The organism is Bacillus sp. N6 (assembly GCF_052805735.1).
In genome coordinates this window covers 4,389,774-4,407,600 of record NZ_CM127843.1, presented here as the reverse complement: position 1 = coordinate 4,407,600, position 17,827 = coordinate 4,389,774, and the positions used below count along the sequence as shown (strand labels likewise).

Annotated in this window: 20 protein-coding genes; 14 read left to right on the top strand and 6 right to left on the bottom strand. The window is 36.1% G+C overall.

The genetic code is table 11. From position 1 onward, the window contains the following. Positions 1 to 27 precede the first annotated feature (27 nt). Entirely contained in the window at positions 28 to 477 is a 450-nt protein-coding gene (locus ACUXVC_RS22685) for a YslB family protein (protein WP_000042214.1), read from the bottom strand. Between the two features lie 299 nt (positions 478 to 776). Here ACUXVC_RS22685 and sdhC point away from each other — a divergent pair, with 299 nt between their 5' ends. From sdhC to ACUXVC_RS22665, 4 genes are all read left to right on the top strand, one after another. Next, positions 777 to 1,403, top strand: coding sequence for a succinate dehydrogenase cytochrome B558 (sdhC, locus tag ACUXVC_RS22680; RefSeq protein WP_000678354.1), 627 nt, complete (start codon positions 777 to 779; stop codon positions 1,401 to 1,403). A gap of 13 nt (positions 1,404 to 1,416) precedes the next feature. After that, entirely contained in the window at positions 1,417 to 3,210 is a 1,794-nt protein-coding gene (gene sdhA / locus ACUXVC_RS22675) for a succinate dehydrogenase flavoprotein subunit (protein ID WP_000676743.1), read from the top strand. Continuing rightward, positions 3,203 to 3,964, top strand: a complete 762-nt coding sequence (gene sdhB, locus ACUXVC_RS22670) for a succinate dehydrogenase iron-sulfur subunit (protein WP_001291830.1) — start codon at positions 3,203 to 3,205, stop codon at positions 3,962 to 3,964. Before sdhA ends, sdhB begins: the two co-directional genes overlap by 8 nt. Positions 3,965 to 4,054: 90 nt before the next feature. After that, entirely contained in the window at positions 4,055 to 4,501 is a 447-nt protein-coding gene (locus ACUXVC_RS22665; protein ID WP_144465097.1) for an acyl-CoA thioesterase, read from the top strand. A 36-nt stretch (positions 4,502 to 4,537) separates the two neighbouring features. Here ACUXVC_RS22665 and ACUXVC_RS22660 read toward each other — a convergent pair whose 3' ends face one another. After that, positions 4,538 to 5,317: a M15 family metallopeptidase gene (locus tag ACUXVC_RS22660; RefSeq protein WP_144465096.1), complete on the bottom strand. Its 780-nt coding sequence runs from the start codon at positions 5,315 to 5,317 to the stop codon at positions 4,538 to 4,540. A 266-nt stretch (positions 5,318 to 5,583) separates the two neighbouring features. On the opposite strand from ACUXVC_RS22660, the gene motA reads away from it, so the two are divergent. Both motA and motB read left to right on the top strand, forming a co-directional pair. Beyond that, a complete protein-coding gene (gene motA, locus ACUXVC_RS22655; protein ID WP_000344862.1) occupies positions 5,584 to 6,378 on the top strand; it encodes a flagellar motor stator protein MotA in 795 nt (264 codons plus the stop codon). Continuing rightward, positions 6,368 to 7,156 carry a flagellar motor protein MotB gene (gene motB, locus ACUXVC_RS22650; protein WP_001256741.1) on the top strand — a complete coding sequence of 263 codons (789 nt, stop codon included), beginning with the start codon at positions 6,368 to 6,370 and terminating at the stop codon, positions 7,154 to 7,156. Before motA ends, motB begins: the two co-directional genes overlap by 11 nt. A gap of 24 nt (positions 7,157 to 7,180) precedes the next feature. On the opposite strand, the gene ACUXVC_RS22645 is transcribed toward motB, so the two are convergent. Beyond that, positions 7,181 to 8,008 (bottom strand): 5'-nucleotidase, lipoprotein e(P4) family, encoded by an 828-nt coding sequence (locus tag ACUXVC_RS22645; protein ID WP_144465095.1) that lies wholly within the window; start codon positions 8,006 to 8,008, stop codon positions 7,181 to 7,183. Positions 8,009 to 8,351: 343 nt separating this feature from the next. Between ACUXVC_RS22645 and ACUXVC_RS22640 the strand changes: the two genes are divergently transcribed. The 3 genes from ACUXVC_RS22640 to ACUXVC_RS22630 all read left to right on the top strand — a co-directional run bounded on the left by ACUXVC_RS22640 (position 8,352) and on the right by ACUXVC_RS22630 (position 11,015). Further along, complete coding sequence (locus ACUXVC_RS22640) at positions 8,352 to 9,236, top strand: ABC transporter ATP-binding protein (protein WP_000058130.1); 885 nt, start codon at positions 8,352 to 8,354, stop codon at positions 9,234 to 9,236. A gap of 2 nt (positions 9,237 to 9,238) precedes the next feature. Next, positions 9,239 to 10,465 carry an ABC transporter permease gene (locus ACUXVC_RS22635; RefSeq protein WP_023523128.1) on the top strand — a complete coding sequence of 409 codons (1,227 nt, stop codon included), beginning with the start codon at positions 9,239 to 9,241 and terminating at the stop codon, positions 10,463 to 10,465. A gap of 118 nt (positions 10,466 to 10,583) precedes the next feature. Beyond that, positions 10,584 to 11,015, top strand: coding sequence for an Rrf2 family transcriptional regulator (locus tag ACUXVC_RS22630; protein WP_000512998.1), 432 nt, complete (start codon positions 10,584 to 10,586; stop codon positions 11,013 to 11,015). A gap of 59 nt (positions 11,016 to 11,074) precedes the next feature. On the opposite strand, the gene ACUXVC_RS22625 is transcribed toward ACUXVC_RS22630, so the two are convergent. Continuing rightward, a complete protein-coding gene (locus ACUXVC_RS22625; protein WP_095690168.1) occupies positions 11,075 to 11,740 on the bottom strand; it encodes an aquaporin in 666 nt (221 codons plus the stop codon). Positions 11,741 to 11,883: 143 nt separating this feature from the next. Then, positions 11,884 to 12,849: a DMT family transporter gene (locus tag ACUXVC_RS22620; RefSeq protein ID WP_095690169.1), complete on the bottom strand. Its 966-nt coding sequence runs from the start codon at positions 12,847 to 12,849 to the stop codon at positions 11,884 to 11,886. 100 nt (positions 12,850 to 12,949) lie between these two features. Between ACUXVC_RS22620 and ACUXVC_RS22615 the strand changes: the two genes are divergently transcribed. Beyond that, positions 12,950 to 13,522 carry a helix-turn-helix domain-containing protein gene (locus ACUXVC_RS22615; RefSeq protein WP_000661921.1) on the top strand — a complete coding sequence of 191 codons (573 nt, stop codon included), beginning with the start codon at positions 12,950 to 12,952 and terminating at the stop codon, positions 13,520 to 13,522. Between the two features lie 70 nt (positions 13,523 to 13,592). On the opposite strand, the gene ACUXVC_RS22610 is transcribed toward ACUXVC_RS22615, so the two are convergent. Beyond that, positions 13,593 to 13,778 (bottom strand): PspC domain-containing protein, encoded by a 186-nt coding sequence (locus tag ACUXVC_RS22610; protein ID WP_000044337.1) that lies wholly within the window; start codon positions 13,776 to 13,778, stop codon positions 13,593 to 13,595. A gap of 180 nt (positions 13,779 to 13,958) precedes the next feature. Here ACUXVC_RS22610 and ACUXVC_RS22605 point away from each other — a divergent pair, with 180 nt between their 5' ends. The 4 genes from ACUXVC_RS22605 (at position 13,959) to ACUXVC_RS22590 (ending at position 17,754) form a co-directional block, all read left to right on the top strand. Beyond that, on the top strand, positions 13,959 to 15,200 hold the full coding sequence (locus ACUXVC_RS22605; protein WP_095690170.1) for an amidohydrolase family protein: 1,242 nt from the start codon (positions 13,959 to 13,961) through the stop codon (positions 15,198 to 15,200). A 98-nt stretch (positions 15,201 to 15,298) separates the two neighbouring features. Further along, positions 15,299 to 16,594: a purine/pyrimidine permease gene (locus tag ACUXVC_RS22600; protein ID WP_053563595.1), complete on the top strand. Its 1,296-nt coding sequence runs from the start codon at positions 15,299 to 15,301 to the stop codon at positions 16,592 to 16,594. A 165-nt stretch (positions 16,595 to 16,759) separates the two neighbouring features. Then, complete coding sequence (gene gerE / locus ACUXVC_RS22595; RefSeq protein ID WP_000659484.1) at positions 16,760 to 16,984, top strand: spore germination transcription factor GerE; 225 nt, start codon at positions 16,760 to 16,762, stop codon at positions 16,982 to 16,984. A 107-nt stretch (positions 16,985 to 17,091) separates the two neighbouring features. Further along, the gene (locus ACUXVC_RS22590; protein WP_095690171.1) at positions 17,092 to 17,754 is read left to right on the top strand and encodes a type 1 glutamine amidotransferase domain-containing protein; all 663 of its coding nucleotides are present in this window, start codon (positions 17,092 to 17,094) and stop codon (positions 17,752 to 17,754) included. Positions 17,755 to 17,827: the final 73 nt, after the last annotated feature.

Sequence of the window (17,827 nt, the reverse complement as noted above, 5' to 3'; positions counted from 1 at the left end):
ATATGTCTAGTTGACTGTAGGTAATGCTTACACTTCAATGAGATCTTTTATATCCCATTTTACAAGAAATGTAATAGAGTCAGAACGTTTTTTCTTTTCTTCGTATGACTCTGCAACGACGTTCCGTTGCTTTTGAATTTGTTCAGCGATGAATCCAGCTTCTAGTTGATAAGAAGAATGTCGTTTTTGTTTTTGACGTTCTGCAATGAGTGTGCCTTTAAGTTGGAACTGCATTTCACGACGCTTATGTTCAATAATGCTTAAAGTGCCCCAGCCAGCTTTTTCAAAGAACTGAATGACTTCTTCAATTGTTTCTAGCGGATATTTTCTTGCAAGGTTTCTACCAGACCAGTATAAAATACCATCTAAATCGTTGCCGATTAAATCAGGTAGTAATTCTTCACGTAGCAATTCATAAGCGAAGGCGTTCAATGAAACATCTTCTAAAGATGTTATATCGATTGTATTTTTACTCACAATATTCCCCTCTTTCTATAGGGATTATTATATAACATTTTTCATTTATAAAAACAGATTTTTCTTTAGGGAAATCTGAATATCTAAGAAGAAAAAAAGAATTGCCAAATTATATGCAAATTATGTATACGTTTTCTTGACGCTTCGACAAAAATAGGGGTAAAATGAACTTGTTATCAAATTATGCTGAAATATTTCGAATAATTTTTTCAGTTTTTCTTATGCCAATAGTGAAAAAACATTATTGTTATAAATTAATCTGAAAACAGCAGTCAAACATTCAAGGGGGTAATGGGGACATGAAAGGCCGCGAGTATACGTTTCGTAAGTGGCACTCATTAATGGGGGTCATCCCGGTTGGTGTCTTTTTGACGCAACATCTAATTGTAAACAACTTTGCAACAAGAGGAGCAGAGGCTTTTAACAAAGCTGCAGGCTTTATGGAGCTCCTTCCATTCCGGTATGCGCTAGAAATTTTCATCATCTTTTTACCGATACTGTACCATGCTATATATGGCTTATATATTGCATTTACAGCTAAGAACAATGCGGTTTCTTACGGTTATTTCCGTAACTGGATGTTCGTTTTCCAAAGAATTTCAGGTATCGTTACGCTGATTTTCATTTCTTGGCACGTCTGGGAAACTCGTATTCAAGCAATGTTAGGTAAAGAGGTAAACTATGATATGATGGCAGATATTTTAAACAATCCAGCTATGTTTGCATTCTACTTAGTTGGTGTTGTTTCAACAATTTTCCACTTTGCAAATGGACTATGGACATTCTGCATCAGCTGGGGAATTACAGTATCTCCACGTTCACAAAGAATCTCTACTTATGTAACATTAGCTATTTTCTTAGGTCTATCTTATGTAGGTGTGAGTGCATTATTAGCGTTCATCGATCCACAGCTAGCAAATCAGTAAGGAGTGGGAGAGCATGAAAGGGAAACTTATAGTAGTCGGCGGTGGCTTGGCTGGCTTAATGGCAACGATTAAAGCGGCAGAAGCAGGAGTAAATGTTGAACTGTTTTCTTTAGTACCAGTAAAACGTTCACATTCTGTATGTGCTCAGGGCGGAATTAACGGTGCCGTAAATACGAAAGGTGAAGGGGATTCTCCATGGATCCACTTTGACGATACAATTTATGGTGGGGACTTCTTAGCGAACCAACCACCAGTTAAAGCAATGTGTGAAGCAGCACCTGGTATCATTCATTTAATGGACCGTATGGGTGTTATGTTCAACCGTACGGAAGAAGGACTTCTTGATTTCCGTCGATTTGGTGGAACGCAACATCACCGTACAGCATTTGCTGGTGCAACAACTGGACAGCAATTACTTTACGCATTAGATGAGCAAGTACGTCGTCACGAAGTAGCAGGACTTGTAACGAAATATGAAGGCTGGGATTTCTTACGAGCTGTTGTTGATGATGAAGGTGTGTGCCGAGGAATCGTTGCACAAGACTTACAAACTATGGAGATTAAAAGTTTCGGAGCTGATGCCGTGATTATGGCAACAGGGGGCCCTGGTATCATTTTCGGAAAATCAACAAACTCCATTATTAATACAGGTACAGCAGCTTCTGCTGTATATCAACAAGGTGCATATTATGCAAATGGTGAGTTCATTCAAATTCACCCAACGGCAATTCCTGGAGACGATAAATTACGTCTTATGAGTGAATCTGCACGTGGTGAAGGTGGACGTGTTTGGACATATAAAGATGGTAAACCATGGTACTTCTTAGAAGAAAAATATCCGGCTTACGGAAACCTTGTACCTCGTGATATCGCAACGCGTGAAATCTTTGATGTTTGCGTAGAGCAAAAACTAGGTATTAACGGTGAAAACATGGTGTACTTAGATCTTTCTCATAAAGATCCGAAAGAACTAGATATTAAACTTGGTGGAATTATTGAAATCTATGAGAAATTTACAGGGGATGATCCTCGTAAACTACCAATGAAAATCTTCCCAGCTGTTCACTATTCAATGGGTGGACTATGGGTTGACTATAAGCAAATGACGAGTATTCCAGGTTTATTTGCAGCAGGTGAGTGTGATTATTCTATGCACGGTGGTAACCGCCTTGGTGCAAACTCACTATTATCAGCAATTTACGGTGGTATGGTAGCAGGGCCAAACGCAATTGAATATATGAAAGGTCTTTCTAAATCATCAGATGCTGTTTCATCTACTGTATATGAGCAAAATGAATTAATCGAAACAGAGAAATTTAACAATATTTTAACGATGGATGGTAATGAAAATGCATATGTTCTTCATAAAGAGCTTGGAGAATGGATGACAGATAACGTTACAGTAGTTCGTGAAAATAAAAAGTTATTAGAAACAGATGCGAAAATTGAAGAGTTAATGGATCGTTACAAACGTATTAACATTAACGATACAGCGAGATGGAGTAACCAAGGTGCTTCATTTACACGTCAACTTGCAAATATGTTTGAGTTAGCACGTGTTATTACAATTGGCGCATATAACCGTAATGAGAGCCGCGGGGCGCATTACAAACCTGAATTCCCAAATCGTGATGATGCAAACTTCTTAAAAACTACTATGGCAAAATTTGAAGGAGAAGGAAATGCACCAGCATTCCATTACGAAGACGTTGATGTTTCATTAATTAAACCACGTAAACGTGATTATTCTTCAAAACATGATGTAGCTGCTAAGGGTGAAGAGAAGGGGGATAAACAACATGTCTGAGAAAACAATCCGCCTCATCATTACGAGACAAGATGGACCAGATGCACAAGAGTTTGACCAAGAGTTTGAAATTCCATATCGTCCTAATATGAATATTATTTCGGCGCTTATGGAAATTCGTCGTAATCCTGTTGATTCAAAAGGAAACCAAACAACTCCGATCGCATGGGATATGAACTGCTTAGAGGAAGTATGCGGTGCATGTTCGATGGTTATTAACGGAAAGCCACGTCAATCATGTACGGCTCTTATTGACCAATTAGAACAGCCAATTCGCTTAAAGCCGATGAAGACATTCCCAGTTGTACGTGATTTACAAGTTGACCGCAGTCGCATGTTTAATGCTCTAAAACGCGTTAAAGCTTGGATTCCAATTGATGGTACGTATGACTTAGGTCCAGGACCAAGAATGCCTGAGAAAAAGCGTCAATGGGCTTATGAGCTTTCAAAATGTATGACATGTGGTGTTTGCTTAGAATCATGTCCAAACGTAAACAGTAAGTCTGACTTTATTGGACCAGCGCCGTTATCACAAGCTCGTTTATTCAACTCACATCCAACGGGTGAAATGCATAAAGCAGATCGCTTACGTGCAATTATGGGAGATGGAGGACTAGCAAACTGTGGTAACTCTCAAAACTGTGTGCAATCATGTCCGAAGGGTATTCCTTTAACAACTTCAATTGCGGCATTAAACCGTGATACAACAATTCAATCGTTCAAAGATTTCTTTGGTAGCGATAATAACTATTAATAAATATTGCCTCTTCATCTTGAAGGGGCAATATTTATAACTGTATTTTTCAGTTTATTCTGTTTTTTTTGGTAGGAAGGGGAGATAGCGTTGAAGAGACTTTCTTATATTGAAGACTTCGAGAAATGGGAAAGTGGTTTTTCATTTTACAATCCTGTAAAGGTTCGTTTTGGTGAAGTAGATATGTTTGGACATGTAAATAATGTCGTTGCTTTTACTTATTTTGAAGAAGCTCGTATCGCGTTGTTTAAAGAACTTGGATTTATGCAAGAGTGGACACATGCATCATCAGAAACGATGATCGTTGTTGCGGATTTACAATGTAATTTTATTAAGCAAATATATTTTGATGAACAGTTGAAGGTGTATGTAAAGGCAGGATCGGTTGGGAACTCTTCTTTAGATCTACATTATATGGTGAAGAATGCAGAAGGAGAGGTTTGTTTAGTAGGTCGTGGAATGATGGTTCAAGCGTCGAAAAAAACAGGAAGAGGCGAACCATGGCCTGAAGAATGGAAGAAGAAATTACTACAATGATAGAGTGAAAGAAAAATAAGAGAGCAATTTGCTCTCTTATTTTTTGCCTTCCATCGCTTCTTCTAATGTTAAGTGATGTTTATATAGGTATGTAGCGTATGGATTACCAACGTAGCGTAAGTGCCATGGTTCATATGCATATTCTGTTGTATCTGTTTTATCTTCTAAGTAACGAATGACAAAGCCGAATTCATGAGCGTGTTCCGCGACCCATTTTCCTTCTGCTGTCTCCCCGAAAATAGGCTCTAATTGAAATTTAGCTGTTTTTGAACTAATATCCATTGCTAAACCCGTTTGGTGTTCACTCGTACCAGGAATTGCGCTTACTGAATTAGCCTCAGCTTTTCCTTGACGCCTAACGTATGTATCATGCAACGATTTTTGGCGTTTGTATGAACGATAACCAGATACAGCTGTAAGATCAAGCCCTTCTTTTTTCGCAGCTTTGAACATGTTTTCAAGTGCCTCCGCAGCATCTTTGCGTAGCAATGTTTTTTCTTTATCTTTTGGACTAGCAAATGGTACGTTTGGTCTCGTTAAGTCTTCAGGAATGTATCCATCTGGTAGTTTTCGATGTTTATTAATTAAGACAAGATTAGATTTTGGATTTGTTACAACTGAAAAGTCATTGTCTATTTTCTTTGCATTATGATCAGCTTTTGGAAAAGCAGGAATCTCTTCTTTTGGGTGGTTAGTATGTTTTTGACTTTCGACAGCTTTCGCTTCATTATGTAGTGGTGATTTAGAACCAAAGTAAGTGAAAGATGTGATACCGATTACAATAGTAGTGGCAGAAATAATTATTATCTTTTTCATAATGCCTTGTAATCACAGTCCCTTCTTAATAAAATGTGTATCGTTTTTTTATTATAAGTCTAGTTTGTTGGAAAAGGAATATAAGAGTCATAACGTAATAGAAATGCAAAGAAAATGTCAGAAAATGTGTGAATTTGTAGTATTTTTTTATATAATTCATTTCTTATCTTTCATGAATTGCATTTTTTATGTAATATATATACATAAGAAGATGTAGCGATTATCGAGAATAAAGAACTTCTTGTATAGACTAGGAGTGAATGGGAATGGATTTTGCAACAATTATTGGACTTGTTTTAGGATTTTTAGCAGTGGTAGTAGGGATGGTCGTCAAGGGCGCTGACGTAACAGCCTTATTAAATCCTGCCGCAGCATTAATTATTTTTATCGGTACATTTGCTGCAGTATGTATTGCATTTCCGATGAATCAACTAAAAAGGGTTCCAAAACTATTTAAAGTTCTTTTTGGTTCAAATAAAAAGGATTTAAGTTATGAACAGTTGCTAGAATTATTTGTTCATTGGACATCTGAAAGTAGAAAATACGGTATTTTGTCTTTAGAGCAACAATTAGACAAAATTCAAGATGAATTTCTTTTGCGCGGTATGAAATTTGTGATTGATGGCGTATCCGCAGAAGATTTAGAGCAGATTTTGGAATCTGAATTAGAGGCAATTGAAGAAAGACATGCAAAGGGAGCTGCTATTTTTTCACAAGCTGGTACGTATGCACCGACATTAGGAGTTTTAGGTGCTGTTATCGGTCTTGTAGCTGCGCTTGGTAACTTAACTGATATTGAAAAGTTAGGTCATGCTATTTCGGGTGCGTTTATTGCAACGATTTTTGGTATTTTTTCAGGTTATGTATTATGGCATCCATTTGCAAATAAGTTAAAGCAAAAATCTTCAGCTGAAATTGAGAAAAAACGTTTAATCATTGATTGTTTATTAATGTTACAAGAAGGTACATATCCGTTTATTATGAAGAACCGCATTTTAGGTGCACTTTCTGCAACTGAGCGTAAAAAGCTAGAAAAAGGAGCAGAAAAAAATGCGGAGTAAGAAAAATAGAAGAGGCAAAAAGAAAAAACATGATGAGCATATCGATGAAACGTGGTTAATTCCATATTCTGATATGTTAACGTTGTTATTTGCATTGTTTATCGTTTTATTCGCAATGAGTAGTATAGATGCTGCGAAGTTTAAACAGATGGCAGTTGCTTTTCGAAGTGAATTAGCTGGGGGAACAGGTAACAAAGAATTTTTAAGTGATCAAAAGCCAAATGAGGAAAAAGAATTATCAGCAAGTAGCCTTGAGGCAGAACAAGCAAAAAAACAAGAAGAAGCTAGAGCTAAAGAAAAAAAAGAGATGGATGAATTGAAAGCATTACAAAAAAAGATTGATCAATATATTAATGAAAAACAATTATCCTCTTCTTTTCAAACTAAATTAACTGAAAAGGGATTAATGGTGACAATATTAGAAAATATACTGTTTGATTCGGGGAAAGCAGATGTGAAATTAGAATCTTTAGGGATTGCGAAAGAGATGTCTAGCTTACTTGTTTCAGCGTCACCTCGTGAAATTACAGTATCGGGTCATACGGATAATGTCCCTATTGCCAATGCGCAGTTTGCGTCGAATTGGGAGTTAAGTACGCAGCGGGCAGTTAATTTTATGCAAGTATTACTGCAAAATAAAGAATTACAACCAGAAAAATTTAGCGCGATTGGATACGGAGAATACCGTTCAATTGCTCCAAACGATACACAAGAAGGAAAGGCAAAGAATAGACGTGTGGAAGTGTTTATCTTGCCTTTAACAGAGAAAGTAAAATAAAGAGGATGGCGAATGCCATCCTCTTTATTTTACTTCAAATGATTTTAAGTTGTCGCGACGGATTTTATCTTTTTCTGCATCTGATTTTTTGAAATCATAATCATATAAAGCGCCTTCCCAATCGCCATACATTGGATTCGGGAAAATAATGAATTTCTCACCAAATTGTGCTTTTGAATCTTCTACTGTTTGGTTACGATCTTTTACAGATTTTCCATCAAAACCTGTGAAATCAGATAAGTTATCACCGAAGAATAAGACAATATCATGGGTTTGAGAAACGAGTTCACGGCGTTTTTCTTTTCCTTTTTCTTTCGGATCTTGTAGTAATATATGTTCTTTCGTTGCTTGAGGAGCACCTACACGCTCAAGATTTTTAATTGTTGCATCTAATTGGTTCGTTTTACGATTTGAGATGTAGTAAATATCTACACCTTTAGACTCTGTATATTTTAAGAAATCAATTGCGCCTGGAAGGGCTTCAGCCTCAGCTTTATTAATCCAATCATCCCATTTGTAAGGATAGCCTTTGCCTGTTTTTACGCTCATTGCTTGATGAGGACTGTTATCTAAAACAGTTTCGTCTAAATCAAGTACGATAGCAGGTTTTTTCTCTGTCCCTTTTGCAAGAACTGCATCAAGCTTTAATTGACCGATATTGTACCCTTGGTAGTAAAGTGCTTTCGTTTCGCCAGCTGTTTGATACCATAAATTAGCCATTAATTGCTGTTCTGTTAATTTTACTTTCTCTTCTTTCGCCACTGTTTTCTCTGGTGTTCCTGAACATGCTACAAGTGATGTAGATAGAACCGCTACAGATAATAGAGTGGTAATGCCCCTCTTCATCTTCATATGTACCCTCCTTGATGTTAGAAAATCATTTTATATTATATATTAAAATATAATATTTTTATATGAACATTTGCATATTGTCTTTTGTATATATAGTAGTATGTCCTATATTAGAAAGATGAGCAAAATAATAATAGTTATTTTGACAAGTTTTATTGTCGTAATGACAATTATAATTGACAAAAAGAGTTTTATTATTTACAATTTTAACTAAATAGAACAAATGATGGATTAATGACGGTGTTTACATATAAGAGGATGAAGTGTAGTGCTATATTTTTTCTTGAATAAACATAGTCTTTGAAAGAGAGTACGAATGATACTAAAGGGGAGGCTTTATACTTTGAGTTTACAAATTCAAAACTTAACGAAACAATTTGGGGAATCAAAAGCAGTTAACGGTTTGCAAATTTCGTTACCAAAAGGTGAAGTACTAGGATTACTTGGACGAAATGGTGCAGGGAAAACAACAACAATCAAAATGCTTCTCGGATTATTAACGCCTAATGAAGGTACGATTACGTGGGATGGAAAAGCATTTGGGGATAGTGGCGTAACAATTGGGTATTTACCAGAAGAAAGAGGTTTATATACAAAAAGTAGAGTAATAGATCAGTTGCGATATTTTGGTAGATTAGAAGGAATGTCGAAGAAAGAAGTAGATCAAGCTATTGATCATTGGTTAGAGCGTTTAGCGATACCAGAATATAAATTTAAAACGGCTGGAGAGCTTTCAAAAGGGAATCAGCAAAAAATCCAATTAATTGCTGCTCTTCTTCATAATCCGGAACTTCTCATTTTAGATGAACCATTCAGCGGCCTTGATCCAGTTAACGCCGGGATGTTAGCTAGTATTATTGAAGAACAAGTACAGAGCGGAAAGACGATTATTTTATCAAGTCATCGTATGGAACAAGTAGAGGCTTTTTGCCAACATGTATGTATTTTGAAAAAAGGTGAAGCAGTCGTAAAAGGACAGCTAAGTGATATTAAGAAAGAATACGGTTTCCGTAATTTAACGATTGAAGATACAGTAGAGAATGAAAAGGGATTAGAGGCTATACATGTATCGTATGAAAAACAACAAGGCCTTCTTTATGTGAAAGTACAAGACGATGCGGAAGCTCTCAAGATTTTGCAACAGTTGCAAGAGCAAGGTGTTAGCTTACGACAATTCAAAATGTTAGAGCCGACGTTAAATGAAATCTTTGTAGAGAGGGCGAAATAACGATGCGTAAATTTTCTCACGTATTTTCATTTTATTTTAGGGAAGCATTTTTATCTAAAAAATCATTAATTACGAGTGCCATTTTATTTTTAGTTGTGTTTGGGATTTTTGCATTTAATCATTTTACTTCAGGCGATGATAAAAATAAGGATAAAGATAAAATTGCAGTTGTAGTAGAGAGTTCCACATATAAAGTACAAAAAGATGAGCTAAATAAGCTATTGCCATCAGCAAAAATAACACTTGGTTCAAAGGATGATTTTGATAAACTGCATAAGCAAGTAGAAGAAGGCGATTTAGATGGTCTATTCCATGTGACGGAAAAGGGTGGGGCTCCATCGATTACATATATGTATAATGGATTTCCAAGCCAAGCAACTTCTGCAATTATGGCAGGATATTTAAAGCAACAATATACGATGGTGACAATTGCCAAAAATAATGTTTCACCAGAAATTGCACAGCAATTACAAACAGAAATTCAAGTAAAGCAAGAAGCGATAAAAGATCGTACATCTTCTTTCGGAATTGCCTATTTCTTTACATTTGCTTTATATATGTTTATTGTAGCGTTCGGAAATACAATCGCAATGAATATTGCATCTGAGAAGGCGTCACGTGTAATGGAAGTAATGCTTCCGAAAGTGAAACCTCTTACGATGATGTATGCGAAAATTTTAGCGGTTGTTTCAACGGCTTTATTGCAACTTGTCATATTGGCGTGTGGTTATCTTATTCCATATTTGTTAGGTTGGGTCGATTTAGAAAGTGCCTCACTATTGGGTATTCCAATTGACTTTACGAAATTAGATGCAAAGGTTGTAAGCATGTTTCTTGTTTATTTCATTACGGGATATTTACTTTATGCAATGATGTATGCTGCTGCTGGAGCTGTCGTGTCTAAGACGGAGGATTTACAAGCTGTATCTTTCCCGATAATGATTTTAATTATGGCTGCATTCTTCATTAGTATTAAATCATTAAGTGATCCGAATAGTACTATCGTTGTTGTAAGTTCTTACGTTCCATTTTTTACACCGATGGTTACCTTCTCACGTATTGTAGCTGGTGAAGCAGGTATGCTAGAAATTACGATAACATTAGCAGTCTTATTGGCGACAATTGCGATATTAAATGCTGTTACAAGCCGCATTTACGTAAATGGCGTAATGAATTACTCAGATAAAGTGAAATTTAAAGATTTAGCGAAATTTATAAAGCGTCAATAATGAGAGAAAAGCATGATTTCCTATTGAAATCATGCTTTTTCTTTATGTATAAATTAAAAATAGTATATAATAATAAGAGTCGTCTTTTAATAGAATGAATAAAAAGGAGGGTGTGCAGATGGGGATTAGTAGTCGTTTTACAGTAGGTGTTCATATGCTGACATTACTTGCGATAGATCGAAACTCTCGCTGTACCTCTGAATGGATTGCCGGTAGTGTGAATACAAATCCAGTTGTGATTCGTCGCATTACAGGAATGTTGAAGAGAGCAGGACTTGTTGATGTACAAGCTGGTAAAGGTGGTACGACACTTGCTCGAGATTTAGAAGAAATTACATTACTTGATGTATATAAAGCAGTGGAAGTTGTAGAAGAAGGACAGCTATTTTCCTTCCATGAAAATCCCAACATTGAATGTCCAGTAGGAGCTAATATTCAATCAGTATTAGAAATTATTTTAATGCAAGCGCAAGAAGCGATGGAAAACGTGCTTGCAAATGTAACGGTAGATCAATTAGTTACAAATTTAAAGTCTAAAATGAAAGAATAAAAAAGCGAGCTTCCTCATAATGAGGGCTCGCTTTTTTTTATTCAGAAATATTGAAAATTCTATTTTTCAGTATTTAAAATGAATTTACCTACGATAGCTGCGAAGATACCACCAAGAATTGGTGCTACGATGAATACCCATAGTTGAGAAAGTGCTTCTCCACCAACAAATAAAGCTGGTGCGATACTACGAGCTGGGTTAACAGATGTTCCAGTTAACGGAATTCCTAATAAGTGGATTAAAACTAATGTGAAACCAATTACTAGTCCAGCTAAAGAAGAACTTCCTTTTTTACCTGTTACAGCGACGATAACTAAAATAAATACGAAAGTTAAAATGAACTCAACTAAAAATGCTCCAGATAAACTAAGAGTTCCGAAACCATTTTGTCCTAAATTATCTAAAGGTGTTTTAGCAGATTTTAAAATTGTTACTAACGTTGCAGTTCCTAATAAACCACCTAAAATTTGAGCTAATACATAATAACAAAGTTCCATAGCGTTCATGCGTTTGTTGATGAACATAGCTACTGATACTGCTGGGTTAATGTGACATCCAGAAATTGTTCCGATGCTATATGCCATAGCTACAATAGATAAGCCGAAAGCCATAGCGATTCCTAATGTTCCAATTCCTTCGATTCCGCCGCCAGTGACAGCTACTCCAGTTCCGAATAATACAAGTACAAAGGTACCAATAAATTCAGCGATTGCTTTTTTTAACATAATTTACCTCCTATTAATGCGCATGAAACGTATTATAACATACGTTTTAGTATAAACAGCCAATGAAATACTATTCTGATAAGGCAAAATAGGGGGACAATAAAAAAGAGTATGGTTCATCTCTATAGAACCATACTCTTTTTTTATGCTGATTTTTTCTGTTTAACGGCTGGAATAGATCGGTTTAAAATACTATTTGCAACCATTCCTAACATAATAATAATCATTCCAAGTAGGGAAAGCCCGCCAGGAAACGAACCATTCAAGAAAACAATTTCTCCAAGTACGGTAAAGACCATTGTTCCAGCTTGTGTTGCTTCAACAGCTCCAAGTAAAGCCAGGTTATCTTTTGCTAAGTCAGTAGCAAAGAAAAATGTCATCGTTGCAATAACGCCGGAACATAATGCTAACAAAAATCCTTGAAGCATTTGGCTAGATGTTGGAATACCCGTAGTAGAAAATCCGTATACACCAAGCAAAATTGTTATAGGAAGACTTCCAATTGCCATTCCTAATACACGTTGGAACGTATCAAGGCGTCCGCCAACAAGCTCCATCATTTTTCGGTTACCGAACGGATATAAGAAAGCGGCTAATACGACAGGTAAAAAACCTGAAATGAACTGAGTCATTGTAATATGGCCTGCGGCAGTTGCTTGCATACAAATTACACCAAGTAAAATAAATAAAGCAACATATAAGCTACGAAGTGGAATTTTTCCACGTACAAGTTTCGTACCTGATTTTGTTTCTATTTTCACAAAAAATAGTGGTGATAGTAGTAAACCAGCTAAAATCGTAACTTGCCAAGTTCCAGCAACGAGCCAAGCTGGAGAAAAGACAGCTGCGAAACTTAATAAAGAATAAAAACCAATACCGGCAACAGAACCCCATCCGATCCACGCTAATGGATATTTTTTTAACTCTTTCCATAATCCCCTAAAGTTTTTGCGAAATAAAACGATAAGGAATAAAATAGGGAGAGCAAATAAAAAACGGAAGGAAGCTGTCCAAGCCCAGCTCGTTCCAGATACATTCATTGCTCTATTAATAATAAAGGTTGCAGAAAAAAAGGCCGATGATAAAAGACCTAATAAAATTGCGCGCATGAAGTATAGCACTCCTTTCGAAAATAAATAATTATGTATAGTATGATATACTTTAATTTAATAAAAGTAAACTATTTTATACTTTGAGGTGGTTTTATATATGAAAGAAAATGAAGATATGCAAACGAAAGAAGTCATTCAACAAGTTGGACAGTTATTGAGACAAATTCGAAATGAACAGAAATTAAGTTTAGAAGAATTAGCTCATAAAACAGGAGTTAGTAAATTAACATTAGGAAAGATCGAAAGAGGGGAAACAAATCCGACGCTAGCTGTCATTTGGAAAATAACGAAAGGGTTATCAATTCCTTTATCTAGATTAATGGTTTTTGGAGAACCAGTAGCCGTTGCGCGCTGTGGAGAAGGATTTGCAGTAGATGTAGGACAAGCATGGCATTTAGAAACGATGTTCCGTTATACGAAAGAAACAGGGATGGAAATGCACCGTGCTTGTTTACGATCAAATAGTATATATGAACCAGAAGCTCATCATGAAGGTGCGATTGAGCTTGTAACGGTAATGAAAGGGAAAGTGTCTATTCAAGTGGAGAATGATGTATATGAATTAAATGAGTTTGATTCCATTCAATTTGAAGCGAATAAGAAGCATATTTATAAAAATGAAGAAGAAGAAGTGGCGGTATTACATTTAACGATGAAATATTCTTCATGAAAAAATCCCCTATAGAAAAATCTATAGGGGATTTTGTATACACTATGCTCAAATATATGAAAGAATGTTATTAGTAAGAGCGTGGCATAAGTAATAAACAAATAAAATAAACTAAAAACCCCGTCCCAAAACATAAAACTGCAATGACCCAAAGTATGCGAATGAGAGTAGAGCTAATATCAAAATATTCTCCTAAACCACCGCATATACCAAATAGCATTTTATCAGTTTCGGATTTACATAATCTTTTTGACATCTTCCAATACACTCCTTTTTATAGCAAACTCTATACTTCTATTCTATATGGAAATCTATGAGGAGACTATGAGGTTGTATGACATTTTTTTAGGGAACAGTCATATTAATTGTCTTAATTTTCAGTTGATATTAAAATTATAGTAAGAGGTAACTTTTAATAAAGGGTGGGGAAATAGAGATGACGGTATATTGGTTGACTAATGTAACGCTTGAATCGGGGTATACATATGAAGAGGGGAGAATTTCAAAAACAGAAACAGAGTTATGTAGTTTACTTATTGAAGAGGGACGAATTAAAAAAATTATAGCAGGGACTGTTCAAGAGGAAGGGGTACTCATTCTTGATGCTAATCGTTTATTAATTTTGCCCACTTTCAAAGAGATGCATATTCACATTGATAAGACATATTATAGTGGTCCTTGGAAAGCTTGTATGCCAGCAGAAAGTATTTTTACACGTTTTAATGAAGAAGAAAAAATTTTACCAAAGCAATTAGCGACTGCCCAAAATAGAGCGGAAAATATGCTAGAGTTACTACTGCAAAATGGTGCAACGAATATTAGAACGCATTGTAATGTTGATCAAATTATTGGGCTTGGTAATTTGGAGGCGACGTTAGCGGCATTAGAAACATATAAAAATCGAGTGTCTAGTAGAATTGTTGCGTTTCCGCAACATGGATTATTGCGCAGTAATTCTGTGCAACTCGTGAAAGATGCGATGCGTATGGGTGCTCATCTAGTCGGAGGCGTAGATCCAGCTACAGTGGATAATGACATTGAAAAATCATTACATACAATTATGGATATCGCAGTAGAATTTAATGCGGATGTTGATATTCATTTGCATGATGCGAATAATCTTGGAACATTTACGATGAAGAGATTGGCAAGTTTAACAGAAGAAGCAGGATGGCAAGGTCGTGTAACAATTAGTCATGCACTTGGACTTGGTGGTGTTACTGATAAAGAGGCTGAAGAAGTGGCAGAAAGACTCGCAAATGTAAATATTGATATTACTTCAACGGTACCAATTGGTAAACAAGTAATCCCAATTCCGTTATTAGATAAAAAAGGTGTTAAGGTTTCATTAGGAAATGATAGTATTACAGATCATTGGTCACCGTTTGGAACAGGTGATATGCTTCAAAAGGCGAATCGATTAGCAGAGCGTTTTGGGTGGAGTGACGAAAGGTCTTTAGGAAAAGCACTTCGCTTTATTACAGGAGGAAAAGAAACGTTAAATAATGAAGGGAAGCGAGTATGGCCGAATGTAGGGGATGAAGCGAGTTTTGTTTTGACAAATGCGACATGCGCTGCTGAAGCAGTAGCGCGTCAAACAGAAAAACGTTTAGTCGTGTATAAAGGAAATATTGTTGTTGGAAGTTTAAATGAGGTGGAATTAAATAATCTTGTGTAGAAGAATCGTTTAAATATTTTGAGGGGGGTTCTAATGGTAAGTCTAGAACTCTTCTTTTTTATTCTTACAATATATTTTTTATAGGAAAGCTAGAAGGGATGAAAATTTTGGACAATCAACATAACCAAAATCATATTATGGGAACTTTGCAATGGTTTATATTTTTATTAGCAAATTCAATCGCACTACCAATTGTCGTTGGCGGATTATTTCATCTTACGACGGAAGAAATATTTTATTTAATGCAGCGTACGTTTTTTGTAGTTGGTATATCTTCTTTTTTACAAGGCTGGCTTGGGCATAGACTGCCAATTGCGGATGGGCCGGCTGGATCTTGGGTTGGTGTATTTACCGTACTTGCTTACGCAACGGCCGGACAGGATCAATTACATAGTACACTGCAAATTTTAGAATTAGGAATGATAATCTCCGGTGTTATTTTAATAGGATTAGGAGTAACTGGTTTTATAGGACGTATTTTATTTTTATTTACGCCGCTTGTGACAGGGACGTTTTTACTTTTATTATGTTTACAATTAAGTGGTGTATTTTTAAAAGGAATGTTAGGAATTACAGCTACTATTTCTCAAATCGACGGATTTACAGCAATGATCGCGTTTAGTATATTTTTGTTCGTTATTATACTATCTAATTTCGGAAAAGGCTTTGTCAAAAGTTATGCAGTTTTAATAGGATTAATTAGTGGGTGGATTATTTTTCTTATTGCAGGAAAAGTGACAATCCCATCTCAAGTAACTCATTTTGTGCAACTTCCACATATATTTGCTTGGGGACTTCCAAAATGGAATACAGGTATGGCTGTATCAAGTTTCGTTATGGTATGTATTTTAGTTTCGAATACGGTGGCAGCTATTATAGCAATTAATCAAGCAACTATTCATAAAGCGACTATTGAACAAAAACAGTTGAAAGATGGAACATGGGTTGGGGGGATTTCACATATCATCTCTTCTGTATTTTCAACTGTAGGTGTCGTTCCGTTACCAGCAACGGCAGGGTTTATACGTTTAACAAAACAAAAGTATATACGATCGTTCTTAATGGCATGTGCGTTACTAGTCGTAATGTCTCTTTTTCCAAGTATTATTCGTTACTTAGCATCTTTACCATCTGCTGTCGCATCGGCTGTTTTAATGGCTTCGTTCGTACAGTTAATTGGAATTGGATTTAATAATATAAAACAAGTGCCGATGAGTGAAAGGAATGTAACGATTTTAGGCGTTGCAGTATTATTTGGCAGCGGCGTTATGTTTTTACCGTCTGGAGCACTCCAATCCTTGCCGTCTGTTATGCAATATATATTCGGTAATGGTTTATTTGTAGGTACGGTTGTAAGTATATTGCTAGAACAAATATGGCGCGTTGGAAAGTAAGTGGATAAAAAGAGTGTACGCACTGTATAAAAGTCTAAAATAACATAGGAAATAAAGCCCATTTTCATTCACCACCTGCACATTTCGTTCATACAATATCTTGACTAAATAAACACCCAACTTACACATACACAGCTCTGGCTTAAGCAAGGAGGGTTATACCAGTTGAAGGAAAAAGCGTATCAATCTAAACCTTTACTCACAAAGAGAGAAAGAGAAGTATTTGAATTACTGGTTCAAGATAAAACAACGAAGGAAATTGCAGGTGAACTTTTTATAAGTGAAAAGACAGTTCGCAACCACATCTCAAACGCAATGCAAAAGCTAGGGGTTAAAGGACGTTCACAAGCAGTTGTGGAGCTTCTTCGTATGGGAGAGCTCGAACTATAAGAAAGCAGCCGACTTTTATACAAAGAGTCGGCTATTTTTTTGTTTGCTTCACTTGCTATATGAATGATAAGAACACTCCATACATAAATAGGTAATAAGGAGGGGATATGTTGAAAAGGATACTGTTAGTTTCAACAAGTGCTCATGATATGAATGGACACCCGACTGGTTTGTGGCTTGAAGAGCTCGCAGCTCCTTATCATTTATTTAAAAAGGCTAAGTTTGATGTTGATATTGTGTCAATAAAAGGCGGGAGAGTACCTATAGATAGAGTGTCTATTCCGAATGGTATACCTCGTGAATTCAAGCACGTAGCTTCTTTATTGCAAAATACAAGGCCGATTTCAAATGTTCATTTTTCGGATTATGATGCGGTTTTATTTGGTGGTGGGCACGGGGCGATTGTAGATTTTCCAGGTACTCCATATGTAGCAAATTTGATTGAGAATATGTATAAGAATAACCGGATTGTAGCGGCTGTTTGTCACGGAGTAAGCTCCTTAGTCGGTGTGAAAAATAAGGATGGCTCGTTTTTTGTTGCCGGTAAGCGTATAACAGGTTATACAAACGATGAAGAAAAAGCTGTACATTTAGAAAAGCGCGTTCCGTTTTTGTTAGAAAGTAAGTTGAAAGAAGAAGGAGCTTTGTTTTATGTAGCGCCTAATTTTACGCCGCATGTGGTAGTAGATGGGCATTTAATTACAGGGCAAAATCCACAGTCTAGCGTGGAAATAGGTAAGGCTATAAAAAGGGCTGTAAATAAATTATAGAAAAAGTACCCGCTACTAACAAAGGTAGTGGGTATTTTTATCCTAAAATTCCCCCCTCAAAATTGGCTTGTAA